Origin of the sequence: Limosilactobacillus panis (assembly GCF_019797825.1) — a bacterium.
GTDB classification, from domain to species: Bacteria; Bacillota; Bacilli; order Lactobacillales; family Lactobacillaceae; genus Limosilactobacillus; species Limosilactobacillus panis_A.
This window is the reverse complement of the sequence record NZ_CP081855.1, coordinates 959187-977607: the sequence shown is the minus strand read 5'-3', so window position 1 is coordinate 977607 and position 18421 is coordinate 959187. Positions and strand designations below refer to the sequence as shown.

The window sequence follows — 18421 nt, the reverse complement described above, 5'->3', positions numbered from 1 at the left end:
CACTCCTTTAATTAAAACTTAATGGCCAAACGGGCCTTTGCAACCTTGCTCCGGTCAATCACAATTTGCCGGTGACGGGTCTTGTCTAAATAATCTAAAGTTAATTCCTTATCCGATAGCTTGGTCAACGTTCCCTCGTAAACTTTCTGACCATTAATCTGCTGGTACAGAGAAACGTGGATGTATTGGTTTATCGCCCGTTTATAGTCGTCCTCATCCTTTAATGGCCGCTCTGCGCCTGGGGAGGAAACCTCCAAGAAGTAGGCCTGGGGGATGGGGTCGGGATCAACGTTGTCCAGGGCTTCACTTAACTGATCACTAACTGTTGCACAGTCCTCAAGCGTGATTCCACCATCTTTATCAATGTATACCCGGAGATACCAACTCTTGCCTTCCTTAACAAATTCAATATCGTATAGGTAAAAGTCGTGTTCATCAAGGATTGGGGTTACTAAGTCCTTTACGGTTTCAGTAACAGTACTCATCTTGTCACCTCCATTGTTTGCAATAAAAAGAGCGAGCATTGCTGCTCACTCCCACGAGTTATTTACCAATTGATATTGTAGCATGGCTAAGGGCCAAACACAAGCGACGTGCTTTTCTTAAGTCAACTGATTACTTGCCGAGTTACCAAAGCCAATTGTTCAATGTATGACCGGCACCGTTCAAATGATGGGGCCACTGTATAGATGGCAATTGTGTATTTACCGGGGATCGCGCCTATGCTGCTAACGTTCCAACCACTGCTGGTGTTCCAGCCATCTTTAATGTAAAAGCGGGAACTGCCAACCGAAATCCCCCACGCTTGGCTAGGGGTAACCTGCCCCATTAGACTTTGAAGATACTGTCGGGACTGTTGATTCAGGTAAGTAGAGCCAGGGTTAAGAAAAATTTCATGAAGAAGACGGAGCTGGTCAGCAGCAGTAGTTGTCGTAAATGCCCAGTGGCCATTACAGTGGGAGGAATTCATCCCTAATTCTTGAAATAGCTGGTTGAGACCATTCTCGGCACCAATCTCGTTATATAACTCAGTCGCACAATCATTGTCACTGAAGCGAATCATCCAGGATGCTACTCCTTGTTGTTCGGCCGACAAGTTACCTCCCTGGTTGTGAAGCAGTTTTGCAAGGATCCCAACCTTGACCGTACTTGCCGCCACAAAGTTTTGTCCTGGTAAGTTGGTAAAAGTGACGACCTCACCGGTTTGGGCAACTTGAATTGCGATACTTACCGGGTTGGCAAAACGGTTAGCCACTTGCTGCCACCGGCTAATTAGTCGCTGCTGGTAGGCATTAATATCGACGGGGCCCGACCACCAGTCGACGTAGTTACCATTACCCTGGGAATCATTAGTTAAGCGGTGGATAACCCTAACGACATGGTGCTGGAGTGCTTGTGGAATAGCAAAGGCCAACCTGAATCCCGCACGACCAGCCCCTAAGATGAAGGAACGGTTTTGTGCCAGGTCTGGCCGCGGGTTATTGATATCCAATACTTGCTGACGGTATAGTTCATGCCCATCCTGATTAACAAAGATCAGCCACTGGTAGGGTTTATCTGCCGACTGGTTACTGGCGTGCCACCCACTAACGTAAATACTATTGGGGCTAACGTTGATGTTGTCAAAGTAACCATCATTAGAGGCAAACGACTGACTTAACAGGTCAACATAGTCGCGGTTACCGTCTGGTTTGCCGCTAAAGCGGAGGATAACACCGAGTCGCCCGGTAACGTTTCGTGGGGCAAGCTTTAGTAGAGTTGAGAAGCCACTGTTTTGGCTGTTATATACTTGGCCGTACTTCTTAGTAACATCGCCCCGTTCTTGTAGGTTAAGGCGGGTTCGACCAATTTCTTGACCATTATTCAACACAATTAAGTAGGCATAGGGCCGGTCGAGCGACTGGTCACTAGCCATCCACCCGGCAACTTTGAGGCCATCACTAGTCATTTGAACGGTGTCCAAGCAAGCACCACCTTGTTGGTCTAACTTAATTGGTGCGTACCAGTAGTCAACAAACTGTCCCTGGTCCCCGTTCCCAGTGTTACTGGTGGAATAGCGACTAACGATTCGGTAGACGTGACCTGCTGCGAGTCGGGTCGAGCTCAGGTCAAACGTCGCGGTAAAACCAGCGTGGTGCGCCTGATTGATTTCAGGAAATGCTTTAGTAACATCCGGGCCCTCAACCTGCTGGGGCACTGTTTGACTGACTTGTCGATTTGCTGTCTGGTCAAACAGAATAATGAAGTGGTGGGACTCAAGTTGGGCCAGGTCATTGGCGTGCCAACCACTAACGGTCATTGTTTCCCCACTACTAAGATTATAAGAGTCGAGGCATCCCTGGTTGGCTTCGTCGCCCTTTGTGGTTGGGCTGAACCAGAAGTCAACGTAGTCACTATTCCCATCCTTGTCACTTGAGTACCGACTGATCACCTGAAGCTGGTGACTGAGGTTGACTCCTCGCAAGGAAAAGTTGGTACTGAAGCCAGATTTACCGGCCCCTTCCACGTATGGATAGGCTATGACAACGTCAGGGCGCTTAACTGCATGGCCAACTATTACACGGCTGACTTCCCGATTTTTGTTTGTCCGGTCGACCATGATCAGGTAATGGTACGGTTTATCGGCTGCCAGATTGGTAGCGTGCCAGCCTGCTAGCTGTAGCTTATTACCATCAACAGTGACCTGGTCAAGGTGGGCATAATTACCCCTATTCACCGTGACGGGTGCAAACCAGTAGTCGGCTGCATTGCCGTTACCATTCTGGTCATCGGTATAACGACTGATGATTTGAACCTCACCAGTGGTTGCCGCTGCCGTGCCGAGGTTGAATCTAGTCCGAAAGCCAGATTCTTTTGCCCCATAAACATTGTGGACCGTGGCCACGTCATCACGTTCTATTGGCTGGCTAGTGACGTTGACCCGGCTAAGTTCACGGCTGTTGGTCCGGTCATAGGCAATGATGTAATGGTAAGGTCGCCCCTGCGCACGGTTGGTAGCGTGCCAACCACTGATACTCAGCTGACCATCATCATTAAACTGGGCCTGGTCCAAACAGGCATAATTGCCCTGGTCGGTGGCATTGTAGCTGGGGTTCCCATTGCTGTCGAAAGCCAACTGCTGACCAGTTGCACTTGCACTGGCGTTAACCGTCTGTGCTTGAGCAGTCGCCGTCGTGGGGGTGGCCGAATCGGCCTTTATTTGGGCCTGATTCATTAACAAAAAGAAGGAACAGCTCGCCATTATTAAACAGCCAGCAACTCCTCGCTGTGCATAACTAAAACTATTTTTCAAAATAAGTCCTCCCTAATCTCACAAATCATGTAATTACATGAATTCTCCTTCATTATATGATATTTTTTAATGTTTGGTAGCGCTTTCTCGGCAAAACAAAAAATGCGGGTAGGCAATGGTCATCCTACCCGCATTTCATTTTTAATTCTGAAAAAACGCTGCAATCAAAACAGACTAAGCTGGTTCTTATCCGGTAACTTGTCGATAACGTGATTTTCCGTCATGAAGGCTCATCATGTTTTCATAGTCCTTGAAAGCACGGGGCTTTCGCGCTGTCACTAAGGATAATACACGTTCTATTTCTGAGTGAATATCGACAATTTTTGCTGTTTTTAAAGAGTTTTGCCCCTTTTGTGCCCCATTTTTTGCCCCTATTTTTTCTTATAATTAGGCCACCACTTTGCTCGTAGTTTCTCACGAGCGGCAAGTGCCTCTTCCAGAGTATCTGTCAGTTGCGAATGCTGCTTATGGTCATACTGAATAGCAACACGATAACGCCAGCGGCCATTTCGCTTTGTCATGGATATGTTGCGGTACCCAGTCTTGTTTGAGACTGGTGGTTTATCTCCCAGTAGGCTCTGGTGGTGTTGCCCACCACTTTCAAGGTTACGTGCTTTTACATGGCCACAGCTGGTGGTTTCACCGCTGTTGAGCTGACCAGCCGAAACGGTGGTCAGGCGCCCACAGTCACATCGGCACACCCACTTATACTCGCCATGCTTTCCTCTTTCAGTAGATTTTCTTAGTACCGTGAGGTGCCCAAAGTGCCTACCGACTAGGTTCTGGTTTCTAATCGGCATGATGACTTACCTCATACTGCCTAGCAATTTCATTGACCCGGTTCCAAGCCGCTGTCCGTAATTTTTCTGGCTCAGAACGATAGGCCTTCAGCGTTGGTAAAGGGATGCCTAGTTTCTTACTGGCTTCCGGCAAGCTGTTATTTTTATCTATGATATATGCTTTCGCTTTCTCAAAGTCGTTCATAGTCTCACCCCTATAATAAAAGCCCCGTTGAGGGGCTATTTTTATTTAATTCTCTGCTTCCCAGCTGTCGATGAAGCCCATCTTTTGCATGTCGCTCAGCATGGTTTCAACATCATCGTCAGCGGCATTTTGAAAGTCAATTAAATCTTGGCTATCTTCATCTTGGTTGTTAAGGTGAACATTTTCGGCAAGTGCATCGTAAGCAGTGTCAATGTCATCTGGTTCGCAGTCAAACGCAAATTGACCGCCATTAATAGTCGCCTTAGTTCCTTCATAGATTGTGTATGTCATTTTAATTATCTCCTTTTTTATTCCTTATCCCTTTGACAACTATATAATAACACATTCAGTATAAAATGCAATGCTTTTATATAAAATAATATACTTCAATTCAATAAAAAAAGACCCACCGAAGTGGGTCGTAAGGTAATTAAGCCCCTAAGGGGACACAGCCAGTATAACACAAAAAGACCCGGCGTAGCTTTCCACACTACCCGGGTCACGTTAATTTGAAGGAGGATTTCGCCTCCATTCTTTTTTATTATTTGACCCCTACGTCTTCTGGCGCCGGTGTCCAAGGTGTAGCTACACTACCTTTTTCCAGCTTCCATCCAGCCCAATATATCCAGTTGTCGCCAGTATCACTGTTATATTCAACTCGAGTATACTGATTTTTGAGGCTATTGTCGTCAATCTGAAAACTCCAAGAATATTGTTGCCATTGTGTAGTGATAGGCTTAGTTGCCATCAAAATACTGTATAACTTTGAACCCCAATCTGTACCTATTGCCCTGTATACATCAAGGCTACTAGTATCAATTTGTTTATCCGCTTTTACATAAATGGAAATCGTGTACCAATCACCAGCTTTAGCATTCGTTCTGCCTAGAGCTGACTGCAAATTGATATAGTAGCCATTCCAAGCACAATTAGTTTTAACCGCATCATAACCGTTAAAAGCACCTTTGATCTGAGTGCCACTACCAGCAGTAACATCACCACTTGCCGTACCTGTCCCTTGTAGCAGGTTTCTGCCATATACTTGCCTGCCATTGCTGAAAACCTTGTCTACTGGCGTGCCATTAACAACACACGCTCTACCATTAATCGTTGGCATTTAATCACTGCTATATAAAATGTAGAAGAATACAGAAAACGTATTATAATTTTCTATATTCTTAGAAAGAAATATAGCTTTTCCTTTCCTAAATTTTATTTACTACCGTCAACGCTAGTGTTCCCATATCCTAACAAGAGGGTAATGACATTGACTAGCTCAGATAGCTTAAGGGTGTAGCCCACCCCAATGTTATTTTATCATATTAAATCCAAAAGATTATTGACTGCATTTTCGTCACGATCCATAATCGCACCGCACTTATAGCAAATATATTCATTATGCTTAGTGTGGTGTTTTTGATTACCACTTAAAGTAATCTTATCATCGCCTGTTTTAACATGACCACATTGCGAACATCTTTGTGTGCTTGGATAGTATTTATCAGCTAAGACTACTTCTTTATCATACCAGCCAGCTTTATAGGTCAATACTTGTCTAAAGTAACCAAATAATGATCTTTGTAAGCCTTTAGAAGCTACGTGTGTCATCTGCATTTTCTTTACATCTAAATCTTCGATTACGATTTTGTCATAAGCACTAACTAATTTAGTTGTAAATTTATGGATAATATTATGTTGAATATTAGCTACTTTACGATAATCACGTTGTAACTTGGCTCTCGTTTTAACATAATTATTTGTTTTAGTAGCTTTATTTCCATTAACCGCACGTTTTCTAGCTAACTGACGTTGATAATGTTTAATACGTTTATACAGCTTTTTCAAATGATTAGGTAGTGTATTAACTTTACCTTCGGTATAGTTAAAATGACCTACATTAATATCTACTGCAGTTTTATTACCAGTTTTATCTTTTTTAGTTATTTCAACTTCAAAAGGTAGACTAGCCCAGTATTTATCATTTTCACGGTAAACTGAAACAACTTTTAATTCACCATTCAAAGATTTAGCACCTTTAAACCGAATATCGTACCATTTCTTAATACCAAGAGGTTTATCTAAGCGCAACTTGCCATTAATAATCTTAGCTCGGTCAGTTTTAAAACCTTGTCTTGAAGCTTTCTTTGATTTGAACTTGGGCTTGCCCCAATCTGGTTGAACCTTGTTAAAGAAATTCTTCCAAGCTTTACCTAGATCAGAGATTGCTAATTTTAAACAACGAGATGATAATTGATACTGCCAGTCCGCTTTATTAGCTACTAATTCATTACGAACCTTGCGATCATTTGGACGTAACTTTTTATCCCCTAAAATCAAAGAAGCATCGTACATATCATTCCAAAGTGCCAAGCCTTGATTCCAACAGTACCTACGATAATCGCATAAATCATCAAGAACCTTCTTCATTGTTTGGTTGGGATAGAGTCTTACTTTTTGAGCTCGAATCATTATTTTCACCACCTTTCAAAGACCTGTCATTTTTTAATTTACTTTTATATTTACGTAAACCATATAAGCGACAAGAAAATACATGTACAATGCTTATCATATCGTCAATCATTTCTTGAGTAGGACTAGTTTCAATGTTATTTAATACTACAATTTCCGTATTGTGCATCTTACATAATCTTTCAAACCAGTCATAACCAAAGCGGATGAATCTATCTTTATAAGTAATAAAGATTGTATCAACTTGATTATCCATTACTTCTTTTAGTAATTGATTCCATTTTTTACGGTTATAATTAAGCCCGCTACCAATATCAGTAATTGTTTCATCAAGAATAACGCCTTTAGCATTAGCATATTGTCTAATAAAAGCAATTTGATTTTTTAAATCATCTTTCTGCCCATATGTTGATACTCTAGCATAAGCAACATTCTTACGATCGTTACTGGTTGATTGACCGATATATTCTAAGTATTGTTCTTCTGTATAGTATCTTCGATTAGTAGGTGTTCGATGAGCTTCTAGAATTCCCTTTTTATCCCATATCTGTAAGGTTCTAACCGTGACACCTAATCGTTCAGCCATTTCTTTTGGTTTCATCATCGTCATAACAATAACCACCTACATTTTTTCTTTCTGTGGTTATATTATAACATATAATTTTACTTTATTCTATGTTTTCAATCACCCCTCAATAAAGTAAACACCGGACTTGTCGCTCAACGCATCATACTCTGCTTGCGAGATAACATTGATAACAGCATCATCACCCTTGTCTCCCTTGTCACCTTTAGGGCCTTGAATTCCTTGAGGGCCACGATCGCCAGGGTCACCTTTAACGCCTTGAATACCTTGTGGGCCTTGAGGGCCTTGGATACCTTGCGCACCAGACAAGTCAGCAATCTCTTTGAATGATGTACCGTCCCAAGTAAACAGCGTGGCGTTGTTAGGGTCATCCACGTTTGAGGCGATTATAACGAAGTCACCTTCGCTTAAACCATCTCCGGTCATAGCATCCTTGGAAGGGAACACTTTCGCAATGCTAAACGGTTTTCCGGGATTTCCTTGTACACCCTGTTCACCTTGAGGGCCGCGGTCACCTGGGTCGCCTTTAACGCCTTGCAGGCCCTGAATTCCTTGAGTGCCTCGTGGAATATTGAAGGTAACATAGTTTTTACCGTCTGCTACTGACTGGACAACCGTTGCAGTCTGGTCAGGCTCAATCATGTTGACCTTGATAACATAGTTATTCCACACGTTCATAACCGCTTGGTCAACAACGTCCTGGAAACCAATTTGCTTAATTTCCTTGGCTGCCTGGTCGGGAATGTTGGCGTAGATTGTGAAGGGAATAGTCTGCCGTGGAGATGGATAGATGGACCGTTGTTGGGTGCCGTCTGGGTCAATCCACTCTTCCCACACTTCCAGTTGATACGAGCCAATCTGAAGCTTGGTGAAGTCCTTACTGTCAACAATCAGGCTGGCCCCGTCGATCTTGACTGGATAGTCACCAACGAAGTTGGTACCGTCTGACACTTTAGCTGTCCATGTGTGGGTAGCATCAGGTCGCTGGGGGTCGCCATACTCGTTCTTTGGTGAGATGATGATATCTTTAGTCGTTTCAAGGTGCTTGAAATTCATGTTGTTAGTTTCGATGTTATCAATATAGCTATCTGCCATTACTTCACCCCCTTACTTCATAGTTACTTCAATGGTGTCATCGTCGAACCGCTTAGCCGAGAAGTCATGGCACCGAATCGTGATGGTTGAATTGCCATCCAACAGCGGCATTGCTGGCCCGTTGAAAGGATCGAACCAGTAGTCAACGTGCTGGCCTTCGCCATACTTGGCATCGTCTGACCAGCGGGCAATAACTTGGAGCTTACGTCCAACCAAGCTCCCGTTGTACTTGAACCGCCCACTGAACCCGGACATGCCGGAATTGTAGACGTTACCGTACTTGCCGTTGACGTCCTTGCGTTCGATTGGTGTGGTCCGGATCCGTTGCAGTTCTTTCTTAGCATCAACATCGTACAGGATCAGGTACTGGCTCTTCTTACCAAGTGCGTAGTCGCTCGTGAACCAGCCGGACACAAATAAGTCGTTAGTGTCGACCGTGACTGACTTGCTGTCTAGGTAGGCCGCACTTTGGTTCAACTCGATTAAGCTGTTGTAGTCGACGTAGTTCCCGTTCCCGGCTTGATCATCGGTGTAGCGGAAGATCACATGGATCTTCTTGCCGACCATCGCTGGCGTGTAGACAAAACTAGCACTGAAGCCTGACTTGCCACCTCCTGGAATGTCTGGGTATACCTTAGGTACGTCTGGACGATCAGTCAGCGTAACGGCGGACCGTCCTAGTTCATGACCACTGTCGTCCGTCAAAATGACATAAGAAAATGGCTTGCCCTGCGTCTTGTCGCTAGCAAACCATCCGCTTACTACTAACTTGTCACCCTCAAAGTGATAGCCATCTAAGCTACCACCTTGCGTAATCTTTTGTTGCGTCATGTGCGTAAACACCCCCGTTAAATCAATTGAGCCGTCGATATGCTCACCGTAGAAATTGTCCGTGAACTGCCAGGCACCGATATGATCATCAATACCCGGGAAGTAACTCATATATGGAGCTGTCACAGCCCCCATTGTTGGGTAAGCTGCAATCCACATAACTGCACCAGTGGCGCTGTAGATAGCGTTGTGGTCCCACAGGTTAGCCATACCAGAGTATGAGTAGAAGACTGGCACATAGCCAGCCGCCTTAATGCACTTCAGGAAGGCAATGGCGGCCTGAGTGTTGCTTCCACGATAGCCTAACCGCTCTTCATAGTCGAGGACCAGTGGAGCACCCTGCGGAAGTCCCATCTGGTGAGCACAAGCAATAGCCAGATTAGCTTCTTGCACGGCTTGATACGAGTTTCCACGGAACCGTGAGAAGTGATAACCGCTTGTCATCAGTCCTTCATGCTTGATAGCAGCGATCTGACCAGCGCCATAACCGTTCGTCCAGCCCGTTCCTTCTGACAGCTTAACAATACCGCCCCTAACGCCACGCGCCTTCCATTTATCCCAGAAGTTGTAGTACACCGCACCGGGCTGAAAGGCGGACACGTCTAATACGTAGCCGTAGTTAGTCATGGCTTACCACCACCCCAGTTTGAGGCTTCTGTGATGGGTCAACCGTAGGCGTCAGATCACTCTTTTCGTATGCAGATTGTACAGCTTGCTCAACCGTTTCCCGCTTAACGTCGAAGCCTTTATCGGCAAGGGCACCACCAACCATCGTGGTGGCCTGCTTGAACTTGTCGGAGCCCGTGACTTCGTGGTTGCTTACCAAGCTGTTGACCGCGTTATCGGCCAATTGGTTGATCAAGGCCAACAGTTCACGTTCTTGCACCGTCTTAGCGTGTTTTTGCTTTTCAAGCATGATTGGCTTGACGTATGCCCAAGCAAACCAAACGATTGCAACAAAAAAGCCGGAGTTGATACCCCAGCTAAAAAAGTCATTGATTGTTTTAACGCTCATGATTGTATTCCTCCAAATTTGAGATTCGGCGTTCGTGGTCTTGCAACTGTTCATCGTGATGAATGAACTTTTTATCACCACTTTCCAGACGTGATTCTACTCGCGATTGGCGGCGATTAAATTCTTCCAAGTTATTGTTTACGTTTTGTAGTTGGTTGCGAATGGGACCAAATAATTCTAGATCGACCTTACTGATTGCCCATTTTAAAATAGCAACAATTGCCGCAAGAATAGCAAGGACCGAAGCCCATTCGTCCCAAGACAACGAAAAAATATAGTGTGGTATGGTCCATCCTAATGTAAACGTGGGAACCACCTCTTTAAAGGGTCGTGAAGTATACGTGATGTACTGAAATCATTGCATTTGCCGTGTATTTATCTCCCTGGCCGAACTGCTGACAGTAAACGCCTACTGTAAGATCAGGCTTTAAATGAACCATGACCCCACGGATATCAGTGCTAATAGTGATTTCTTCGTCACCGTCTGGCTTAATAGCATCAGGAAGCTTAATGCACTCAACTTCGTTAACAATATCTTGGTTAACACCGAAATCTAAACGCAACTCAATGATTTTAAAACTGCCCATATCAGCAACACGATATGCACAGTTATAACCATTATTAACGTGGTCCCAGTCGTATGCGCCGTTTTCGTAGGTAATTCCATCGCGCTGCCAATTACTTAGCTTTGGCAATTGGTCAGTAGTAGCGATATTTCCTGGCTTGTTCTGAATGATTGACCAGTCTGACGCTACTAGCAGATTGTTGTTATCTTTATCTCGTAAATAAGCTTTTGTGGCTTGATCCATTTTTTATTCCTCCTTATTAATGGTAGCGGACAAGGTTATCTAGGTTGTCCACTTTCTTTTCTAGTTTTGCAATTCGGTCTACCAAGTCACCGTTCTGATCACCGAAGCCAATCAATGATTCAATATCAGTCTCGGGGTAGACCTGCATCTTATTGCCTTCGTCATCTTCGACGAATAGCTTTACATGTGGGTTAAAACTCATAAGCTAACCTCCTAACCTGGCACAATCGATAAGTCTTTAATTTGACATTCCGTATAGCCCATGCGTGGTGTGTCTTCCTGTACCGTTCCTTGCGGTGAGTAAGACATACCTGTTGAATCCGTTCCTAAGTCACGAACCTTAAGGTTGATAGCCAGCGAACCAGAGCCAGCACTTTCATAGTCAGATTCTTCAAACTTGACCCGTGTTTTTTCAATGTTAATCAAATGCGCGTGTAAATCCGGGAACGTATGGTTCTCAATATCTACGCGCGCATCAATAACTTCGTTAGGTTGCGGAATTTGATTAAGTTGGGCAGCAAAACGAATTTCCCAGCCGTCTGTAATACCTTCAACGTAAGTACCAATATATTTACCAAAGTTTTGCAACTCAGACCAGTTGTGGTTTTTTTGCTCATAGGCTTGTGAATTTTGAAAAGGTGAGGGTTCATACCATAAATCCAATTCCGGCATTGCATTAGCCATCTAAACCATTCCCTTCCTATGCTTGCGATTGGCCTGTTGCCGCTGTTGTTGTAGTAGTATTAGCCTTATTATCGGTCCCCTGTAGGTAAGACATCATCTTGTTCTTGGCGATTGTTGAAATGTCGGTGATCGTGACGTCATTGAAAGTCTTAGCAGTCTTGCCATCAGCTTGAGTCCCAAGTTCATCCGGCTTGATTACGAGGTTGCACGACACGTATTGGCCGTCAGAATCGTTACCATAGAGGCCGACTTGGGCATCCGTAATAGTGCCCTTTTCGTCGTAATCGTAGGTGAACTTATTCAAGTACATTTCCATTAGTTTTCACCTTCTTGATGTTCATCGGCTTGTGCAGGCTTTTCTTCTGGCTTGGTTTCATCCTTCTTAGTATCGAACAACCTAGCCTTGAGGATAGCGACCTCCAGGTTCTTGTCAGTCAGTTCTTGTTGAAGGTACTTAATTACATCATTAGCGTTTACTTGTTCATTCATTATTTAGTTTCTCCTTTCAATTGCAGGGGGTTAACATCAACATTTACACGACGTAGGCGGTTGGATTCATAGCCCTTGCGCTTTGCTTTTAATTCCCAACCAAATTCAGCATTTGGATTGTTGGAGCAGACAACAAAGCGATTGTTGTAGCGCTCTTTTACCCAGACATGAGCGTCTGAATAAGGTGTGACAAATACTTGATAAGTAATATCTGTATTGACTGTTTCATTAAAGATCTGGTCAATCCCGATAGTAACCTGGCAGGCTTCACCGGTGTTAGCTTCACCAATATCCCCGAAGTAATACTCGGCTGTTTCATAAGCATTAATCGCCAGGTAGCCTTGCTTGGTGTTCACGATAGAGTTCTTTGAACCGGTGACGTGAAAGTCGCTATCAACGTTAACACTTGCTCCAGTACCACCGGCAGTGACTAGGTTGATTTGATTACCATTGTTTCCTTCGCCAAAATAGGCTCCAAAGTGGTCGTCCTTCTGAATGTTGAATTGTGAAGTGTTGAGGTCTTGATTCAACCGAACATAGAACCCATTATTCTGTTCTAAATAAAAGTACTCGTTTGGACCAACCCAACCACTAATTCGGGCGTTATCAAGTGGAGCCGTTCTTTCGCCATGTTCACTAAGCAAATTAAAAGCTGAGTCGGCAGGAAGTTCAATATTAAATTGGGGGTGCCCGAAGCTACCACCATTGTCTTCGATAGTTCCATTTTGTAAATATGATCCAGCGTACGTTCCTAGAGATATAGCACGGCTATCAAAAATATTAAATCCAGGGAAATCAGCGTACGTTCCTTTTCCAAGCACGGCACTTTGGTCTCCATTATTGGTAAGCCAGTAAATGTTATCTTTCGAAGTCTGGAAAAAGTCAGTTGTATCTCCGGCTTTAATCGTGACACCCGATAATGTACCAGTTTCAATATCGTTGGCGGAAAAATTCTTAACGTGCATGTTACCCACATCAAGAGTACCACCGTGGATATTATCAGCAGTGAGGTTAATTACTCGAATGTTACCAGCGTCTAAGGTGCCTGACGTGATCTGGTCCGCCTGAATATCGGTAATTGCCGCAGATGGGATAAAAGCCTTGTTACCGAAGACAACCGAGTCGGCATCAAGCATCAACTTACCCTTGCCATTCTGAATGCTGATCAAGCCATCACCACCGGCTTCAAGATTGATCTGACTGATTAAGTCACCTTTAGTGACACGGAGATTAATGTCGTCACGGAGCATATCGAAGCTACTCTGGACGTCATTAAGGGTCGTGTCAGCATACTTAAGAACCAAGTTGGTAATCTCAATCGTGCCTTTGAAACCGTCACAACGAATACATAGGTTCTTGGCGTTACCCTTCTGCCAGGAATCATCATTGACAGTTATCGTCATACTATAGCTGCCCTTCTTACCTTTAGCTGCAGGAGTGGCGTTAACGATGTCTCCCCAAGGTATCCAAGGGTCACCGTCTAATTGAGGAGTAAGCTTAGTATCAGCACTGGCAACATAGTCAAATGACAGTATCAGCGTTGAGCCTTTACCAACGTCGTTCATGCCAACCAAAGGAGCGGCTGTTGGATATTCGTTTTCCTTACCGGTGTAAGTCAAGGTAACGTCAGCCGCTTGGGCGATGATTGAACCAGACAACTTAACCTGTAAGGCGTTGCTTAGCTGAGTAATTTGGCTTTGATCTGCCTTGTCCTTAACGGTAGTTTGAATACCGTCAATTGCTTGGGTCAGATTTGAAATCTTGTCGTTTGTACTGCTGATTTCCTTGCCATTTCCATCAACAGTAGTCTTTACATCAGCGATGGTCTGGCTGATCTGACTAGCTTTCTGATCGACCAGTGACTGCACCGTGTTGGTAGTCGCAAAGCCCTTGCTATCCAAGATGTTATTGACCGTCGTGCTATCAACCTTGAGCTTAATCTCATCATTGAGGACACTGACCGCTGCCGAATTGTCGGTAACGGTCTTATTTAGTGTATCAACCGTTGTCTGGTCGGCCTTAAGACTAATAGCACTCTTATTTTGGTCAATCGCCGTCGCGTTTTTAACGGTAGCGGCTATTGCTGATTCAGCGGCGGTCTTAGCTTCGGCAATGGCCGAGTTAGCCGCATCAATGGCCGCCTTGTTGACGTTCGAGCTGTCGACCGCCTTACCAGCTTGTTCGACCGCATCATCGGCACGCTTTACTGCGTCATCAATTTGCACAACTTGGTCATCAACCACCTTAGCTACCCGGTGCTGATCGATACTCATGTTTTTGAAGTCGTTACCATCAAAGATGTTGACCCACTTAGTACCAGTCCAAACATTGAGCTGAACCAGGTTAGTATCATAGTCGGCAATAGCGTGTGGGATAGCCGTATTACTATGCGGTTGAAGGATTGGTTGAGCTGGTGTCGTTGGTTGTTCCGGAGTCGTTGGTTGTTCCGGAGTCGTACTGTCCGCCATCTTTGTCACCTTCTTTCAATTCACTGGTCGTATATGGGTTAGCCCAGATTGCACCAGGCTTTACGTGCCGCTCCGTTGTTGGATCCTTCTTTGTGTAAAAGACCTGTGGCATACGGTCAAGCATTGCGTTAGCCAGCTGCTCCATTCGTTTCAAACTGGAAGCTTGCAGTTGGCTATGCAAGATTGACGCCTGGAGATTGTCATAAGTGATATCCGTTCCCTGGCTGGGGTCAAACGGGTAGTACGTAAATCCCACAACGGTGACCGTCGTATTATAAGCAGCTTGCGTTGTCGAATCTGATTGTTCTATTAAACTATCCTTGCCAGGGATGGTTAAATAAACTTCTTCACCAGGGACCGGAGCCAAGTTTGTATCAGTGATTACTTCGATACTTATAACTGGGTCCGGTACCAATTGAGTACGGACATATTCTTCCATTGATTGCGGGTCTTTAAAACGATCGTCTTGGATATCTTCACCCGGGTGCAACCCCCACAAGTCGATTGAGTGATTATCCTGCACGATGAACGGTTGGAAGTAGTAGGATTCCTTGTCTGAAGATGACGAATCATCGTTACTAGTCGATGTATCATCGTCGTTCACCGTGACCGTCTTGACCGGATAAATCTTGTTGTGCATGTCGTCATTTCGCGCATACCATGTAGCTGGATGTTGAGCAATCAGTTGCATCATACAACTTTGACCGGGTTGTGGCTCATAGATAGCCGTATTATGGTCTAGCATTAGTTCGATATGGTAAGTAGCACCATGGGGGCCGAAGAAGGCCACGTCGCCGGTAGTAACCTCCGAGTATGGAATTTCGTGAAAGTATTTTTCCATAGCAATCGTATATGCTGGGATTTCGATTCCATAATCGTGGTAGACCTGAGAAACATACCCCGAGCAATCCATACCAGCCCAAGGGTTAGCCTTGTTGTGGCCACCCCAGACATAAGGAACACCTAAGTATTTCTTTGCGTCAGCTTGGAACTCGGCACTGTGATCCTCAGTTACCGTCTTAGTTTGCTGTGGCTGAGGTTGCGGTTGTGGTGCCGGTGTACCTCCACTAGCAATACCATTTTTTATAACATCGACTGGATTCAACCAGGTTCCGTCGTCCTGGTAACCATGATAGTAGGCGACGGGAATAGGTTTGTTACTAATTCCCAGGTGGGTATGTGTACCGGTGACTCGCCCAATTGGTGTACCGACATCGACCTGCTGGCCTTCACCGACATAGATATCACTACGCCGGGTAAAACCTTCTTGGTAAACTTCGTTATAGCCATCAGGCGATTGAACCCAGACGTACCACCAACCTAAGTCAGCGCCAATTTTATGCACTGTACCAGGGTGGACGGCTAAGCAGTTACCGTTATACCGTGAAGCGTCAAAATCGAAGCCATCATGGAAGTCACCGCCCCCACGACCGAACCAACCAGTATGACCATACTGCTGGCCATTTATAAAAACGCTCGGCTGGCCATTAGCCGGAATGTTTGGGAATGGCCATCCCCATCCTAAATTAGCCATGGCTATGACCTCCCCATCCTTTAATCATGCTGACACACAATGCTAACGGCCGACCATAGCGCCCAGGATTTTCATTAGCAATTTCCATGACTGCTGCAGCCGTGCCTTGTAGATAGAGCCGACCAATTGTTCCTTTACCGAATTCTTGATTCCATTGAGCCGTCATTTGTGGGCTTGCATATGCGCCAAACCCACTAGCAGGAGTAAAGCCGTCACTATAAGCCCATTGTTTAATCCAATTACATACACGAATGGCATCTTGATAAGGATCAGGAAGCCGATTGCCAAAGTGATTTAGCCACGACCAACTCATTGGATCCTGCTCTGTTAAGTCATAAGCAAAGAACCATTCAGGACTAATACCTTGTGCTTTAACGGTGTCATAAAGACGATTTACATCAACGCCCCAAGCATGAACACGATGATCACGGGCTGCAAAGTCTTTTAGCATAGCATCTTTGTTGACCCCAAAGTCAGAATTAATTGGTGACTTGCCAAACGCTTCAGCACTATCCAAGCTGGCACCAGGTGTTACGGTCGGTTGAGCCGGCTGTGGATTATTAGCAGGAGTGCCATTGCTGTTAGCATTAGTACCATTGTTCGTATTACTACTACCACCATTCTGATTATCAGTGTCATTGTCGTTGTTTTCCTTAGTAGCACCGATGGCTAAGACTTGGTTAACGATGTTAGTCGAGTCCTCAGTTAGCTTCATATCAGATGAGTGATACTTGTAAACGATTCGACGCCCGTAGTTCTTCTTGAAGGCGTCACGGGCGTAGACATTAATCGTCTTACCCTTTGGAAAGATGATTGTGCCTGGCCAAGTTTCGATGATTTTACTGATCATATCCTTGCCAGAGCAGGCGCCTAAGTTTTCAATCTGCTGACTATCAAAATCGCCAAAAACGTGGTAAGTAAAGCCGAAGGGGTTAGCAATCTTATCATTTAAGAAATAATCCAGCACTGCATCAACCGTGTACGTCAATGTACCGGTTCGGACGTTTCGTTGACGGACCCGCCCGATTTCGGAGTTGACATACTGAATGGCGGTAACAGTATACAGATTAGCGCCGTTGTCATCCTCTTCCACATTCTTAATAATGAACAAGTCATTATTGAAAGTAATCGTTGACTCATTAGCAATATAAGCAAAAGACGGTGAACCATCGTCATAAGCAACAAATTGAATCTGATTGGTCTGATTATCTTCGTATTGCCACTGAAAAGAATTCCGCATGTAACAAGTAAGGGCTACTGCCTGTTTAGCGTGTAGCCCTTGAATGGTCATCTTCTTATCAATTTTCGGCGCTTTATCAACTTCAGTAGGGACTTCTGCCGTAATGGTGTCATTAACGATGATAGAACCATGTCTCATCTTGAAGGAACAATGTGTCTTTTCAATCCCGGTCCAATCGAACATGTCATCAACTGTAGCAGTACGGAAAACCAAGCCATTTCCATCAGTTTGATCAGCAAACAGCCTTACGGAGTTACCGTCTACAAACATATTCGGCCCTTCGACCCAACCATCAATCAGGCTATCATGAGGCCCAAATTTTTGCGGAGTCGGTGCGAAGTTTACTGGAAATTTCTGGTAAGGCCCGATATAGTCGTTTGAACTGAAAACATAGTTTCCAGCCAGTGTCAGGTAATAAATCCCATGGATTACCGTGATGTCCGGGTCAATGCGCCACGAATTATCAATATCATCAACATAAAAGCTAACTGGCTGGTTCTGTACAGTTATTTTGTCTTCTTTAGGGTCAAAATTGGCTAAATAAATGTTCATTTCGCCAGTACTTGAATCGCCAGCACTATAAATAATGTGGTAATTACCATCATTATCTTGGAAGATTTCCGGTGCCCACAAGTCTTTGAAGTCACCCTTTTTCAAGTTATCGATGGGAGTAAAACTAATAAAGTCGTTAGTCTTGTAAAAACCACCAGTCCCAATAATGTAATAGTAGTCGCCGATCTTCTTGACGTAACCGTCACGGAGACCTTCGAGTTTATCAAAGCCAGTTACTTCTGTCCATTGCACCAAGTTATCAGATACAGCCATCATCGGAGTAGCTTGCCACGGTTCTTTAGCGGTCGGGTGTGACTGAAATCCAAAATAGGTATAGCGATAATTTTCTAAAGCTTCTAGTGGTGAAATCATA

At 44.6% G+C, this 18421-nt stretch carries 20 protein-coding genes; all 20 read right to left on the bottom strand.

What is annotated here, in order from left to right; translation table 11 throughout:
* Positions 1 to 11 precede the first annotated feature (11 nt).
* The 20 genes from rimP to KZE55_RS04655 all read right to left on the bottom strand — a co-directional run bounded on the left by rimP (position 12) and on the right by KZE55_RS04655 (position 18420).
* A complete protein-coding gene (gene rimP, locus KZE55_RS04750) occupies positions 12 to 485 on the bottom strand; it encodes a ribosome maturation factor RimP (protein WP_056962166.1) in 474 nt (157 codons plus the stop codon).
* Between the two features lie 122 nt (positions 486 to 607).
* Entirely contained in the window at positions 608 to 3292 is a 2685-nt protein-coding gene (locus tag KZE55_RS04745; protein ID WP_222259687.1) for a serine hydrolase, read from the bottom strand.
* Between the two features lie 371 nt (positions 3293 to 3663).
* The gene (locus tag KZE55_RS04740; protein ID WP_222259685.1) at positions 3664 to 4092 is read right to left on the bottom strand and encodes a hypothetical protein; all 429 of its coding nucleotides are present in this window, start codon (positions 4090 to 4092) and stop codon (positions 3664 to 3666) included.
* Positions 4082 to 4276 carry a hypothetical protein gene (locus tag KZE55_RS04735; RefSeq protein ID WP_222259683.1) on the bottom strand — a complete coding sequence of 65 codons (195 nt, stop codon included), beginning with the start codon at positions 4274 to 4276 and terminating at the stop codon, positions 4082 to 4084. The genes KZE55_RS04740 and KZE55_RS04735 overlap by 11 nt, the downstream gene beginning before the upstream one ends.
* 45 nt (positions 4277 to 4321) lie before the next feature.
* On the bottom strand, positions 4322 to 4567 hold the full coding sequence (locus KZE55_RS04730; protein WP_222259681.1) for a hypothetical protein: 246 nt from the start codon (positions 4565 to 4567) through the stop codon (positions 4322 to 4324).
* 250 nt (positions 4568 to 4817) lie between these two features.
* Positions 4818 to 5393, bottom strand: a complete 576-nt coding sequence (locus tag KZE55_RS04725; RefSeq protein WP_222259679.1) for a hypothetical protein — start codon at positions 5391 to 5393, stop codon at positions 4818 to 4820.
* Between the two features lie 200 nt (positions 5394 to 5593).
* Positions 5594 to 6745, bottom strand: coding sequence for an RNA-guided endonuclease InsQ/TnpB family protein (locus KZE55_RS04720; RefSeq protein ID WP_222259677.1), 1152 nt, complete (start codon positions 6743 to 6745; stop codon positions 5594 to 5596).
* Entirely contained in the window at positions 6687 to 7355 is a 669-nt protein-coding gene (locus KZE55_RS04715; protein ID WP_222259675.1) for an IS607 family transposase, read from the bottom strand. Before KZE55_RS04715 ends, KZE55_RS04720 begins: the two co-directional genes overlap by 59 nt.
* 75 nt (positions 7356 to 7430) lie before the next feature.
* Positions 7431 to 8426: a collagen-like protein gene (locus KZE55_RS04710; RefSeq protein WP_222259673.1), complete on the bottom strand. Its 996-nt coding sequence runs from the start codon at positions 8424 to 8426 to the stop codon at positions 7431 to 7433.
* Positions 8427 to 8438: 12 nt separating this feature from the next.
* Positions 8439 to 9884, bottom strand: coding sequence for a GH25 family lysozyme (locus KZE55_RS04705; protein WP_222259671.1), 1446 nt, complete (start codon positions 9882 to 9884; stop codon positions 8439 to 8441).
* Positions 9877 to 10272 carry a phage holin, LLH family gene (locus KZE55_RS04700; RefSeq protein WP_222259669.1) on the bottom strand — a complete coding sequence of 132 codons (396 nt, stop codon included), beginning with the start codon at positions 10270 to 10272 and terminating at the stop codon, positions 9877 to 9879. The genes KZE55_RS04705 and KZE55_RS04700 overlap by 8 nt, the downstream gene beginning before the upstream one ends.
* On the bottom strand, positions 10262 to 10537 hold the full coding sequence (locus KZE55_RS04695) for a hypothetical protein (protein WP_222259667.1): 276 nt from the start codon (positions 10535 to 10537) through the stop codon (positions 10262 to 10264). Before KZE55_RS04695 ends, KZE55_RS04700 begins: the two co-directional genes overlap by 11 nt.
* A 55-nt stretch (positions 10538 to 10592) precedes the next feature.
* Positions 10593 to 11081, bottom strand: coding sequence for a hypothetical protein (locus KZE55_RS04690; protein ID WP_222259665.1), 489 nt, complete (start codon positions 11079 to 11081; stop codon positions 10593 to 10595).
* Between the two features lie 16 nt (positions 11082 to 11097).
* The gene (locus KZE55_RS04685; RefSeq protein ID WP_222259663.1) at positions 11098 to 11283 is read right to left on the bottom strand and encodes a hypothetical protein; all 186 of its coding nucleotides are present in this window, start codon (positions 11281 to 11283) and stop codon (positions 11098 to 11100) included.
* 11 nt (positions 11284 to 11294) lie between these two features.
* The gene (locus KZE55_RS04680) at positions 11295 to 11765 is read right to left on the bottom strand and encodes an alpha-amylase (RefSeq protein ID WP_261313309.1); all 471 of its coding nucleotides are present in this window, start codon (positions 11763 to 11765) and stop codon (positions 11295 to 11297) included.
* A 16-nt stretch (positions 11766 to 11781) separates the two neighbouring features.
* The gene (locus KZE55_RS04675) at positions 11782 to 12081 is read right to left on the bottom strand and encodes a hypothetical protein (protein WP_222259661.1); all 300 of its coding nucleotides are present in this window, start codon (positions 12079 to 12081) and stop codon (positions 11782 to 11784) included.
* The gene (locus tag KZE55_RS04670; protein WP_222259659.1) at positions 12081 to 12254 is read right to left on the bottom strand and encodes a hypothetical protein; all 174 of its coding nucleotides are present in this window, start codon (positions 12252 to 12254) and stop codon (positions 12081 to 12083) included. The genes KZE55_RS04675 and KZE55_RS04670 overlap by 1 nt, the downstream gene beginning before the upstream one ends.
* Positions 12254 to 14722 (bottom strand): gp58-like family protein, encoded by a 2469-nt coding sequence (locus tag KZE55_RS04665; RefSeq protein WP_222259657.1) that lies wholly within the window; start codon positions 14720 to 14722, stop codon positions 12254 to 12256. Before KZE55_RS04665 ends, KZE55_RS04670 begins: the two co-directional genes overlap by 1 nt.
* The gene (locus KZE55_RS04660; RefSeq protein ID WP_261313308.1) at positions 14640 to 16256 is read right to left on the bottom strand and encodes an NlpC/P60 family protein; all 1617 of its coding nucleotides are present in this window, start codon (positions 16254 to 16256) and stop codon (positions 14640 to 14642) included. The genes KZE55_RS04665 and KZE55_RS04660 overlap by 83 nt, the downstream gene beginning before the upstream one ends.
* Positions 16249 to 18420 (bottom strand): phage tail protein, encoded by a 2172-nt coding sequence (locus KZE55_RS04655; RefSeq protein ID WP_261313307.1) that lies wholly within the window; start codon positions 18418 to 18420, stop codon positions 16249 to 16251. The genes KZE55_RS04660 and KZE55_RS04655 overlap by 8 nt, the downstream gene beginning before the upstream one ends.
* Position 18421: the final 1 nt, after the last annotated feature.

Excerpts from the sequence above, each read along its gene's own strand:
- rimP (WP_056962166.1), bottom strand. The coding sequence starts at position 485 with ATGAGTACTGTTACTGAAACCGTAAAGGACTTAGTAACCCCAATCCTT.
- KZE55_RS04740 (WP_222259685.1), bottom strand. The coding sequence starts at position 4,092 with ATGCCGATTAGAAACCAGAACCTAGTCGGTAGGCACTTTGGGCACCTC.
- KZE55_RS04735 (WP_222259683.1), bottom strand. The coding sequence starts at position 4,276 with ATGAACGACTTTGAGAAAGCGAAAGCATATATCATAGATAAAAATAAC.
- KZE55_RS04730 (WP_222259681.1), bottom strand. The coding sequence starts at position 4,567 with ATGACATACACAATCTATGAAGGAACTAAGGCGACTATTAATGGCGGT.
- KZE55_RS04725 (WP_222259679.1), bottom strand. The coding sequence starts at position 5,393 with ATGCCAACGATTAATGGTAGAGCGTGTGTTGTTAATGGCACGCCAGTA.
- KZE55_RS04720 (WP_222259677.1), bottom strand. The coding sequence starts at position 6,745 with ATGATTCGAGCTCAAAAAGTAAGACTCTATCCCAACCAAACAATGAAG.
- KZE55_RS04715 (WP_222259675.1), bottom strand. The coding sequence starts at position 7,355 with ATGACGATGATGAAACCAAAAGAAATGGCTGAACGATTAGGTGTCACG.
- KZE55_RS04710 (WP_222259673.1), bottom strand. The coding sequence starts at position 8,426 with ATGGCAGATAGCTATATTGATAACATCGAAACTAACAACATGAATTTC.
- KZE55_RS04705 (WP_222259671.1), bottom strand. The coding sequence starts at position 9,884 with ATGACTAACTACGGCTACGTATTAGACGTGTCCGCCTTTCAGCCCGGT.
- KZE55_RS04700 (WP_222259669.1), bottom strand. The coding sequence starts at position 10,272 with ATGAGCGTTAAAACAATCAATGACTTTTTTAGCTGGGGTATCAACTCC.
- KZE55_RS04690 (WP_222259665.1), bottom strand. The coding sequence starts at position 11,081 with ATGGATCAAGCCACAAAAGCTTATTTACGAGATAAAGATAACAACAAT.
- KZE55_RS04685 (WP_222259663.1), bottom strand. The coding sequence starts at position 11,283 with ATGAGTTTTAACCCACATGTAAAGCTATTCGTCGAAGATGACGAAGGC.
- KZE55_RS04680 (WP_261313309.1), bottom strand. The coding sequence starts at position 11,765 with ATGGCTAATGCAATGCCGGAATTGGATTTATGGTATGAACCCTCACCT.
- KZE55_RS04675 (WP_222259661.1), bottom strand. The coding sequence starts at position 12,081 with ATGGAAATGTACTTGAATAAGTTCACCTACGATTACGACGAAAAGGGC.
- KZE55_RS04670 (WP_222259659.1), bottom strand. The coding sequence starts at position 12,254 with ATGAATGAACAAGTAAACGCTAATGATGTAATTAAGTACCTTCAACAA.
- KZE55_RS04665 (WP_222259657.1), bottom strand. The coding sequence starts at position 14,722 with ATGGCGGACAGTACGACTCCGGAACAACCAACGACTCCGGAACAACCA.
- KZE55_RS04660 (WP_261313308.1), bottom strand. The coding sequence starts at position 16,256 with ATGGCTAATTTAGGATGGGGATGGCCATTCCCAAACATTCCGGCTAAT.
- KZE55_RS04655 (WP_261313307.1), bottom strand. The coding sequence starts at position 18,420 with ATGATTTCACCACTAGAAGCTTTAGAAAATTATCGCTATACCTATTTT.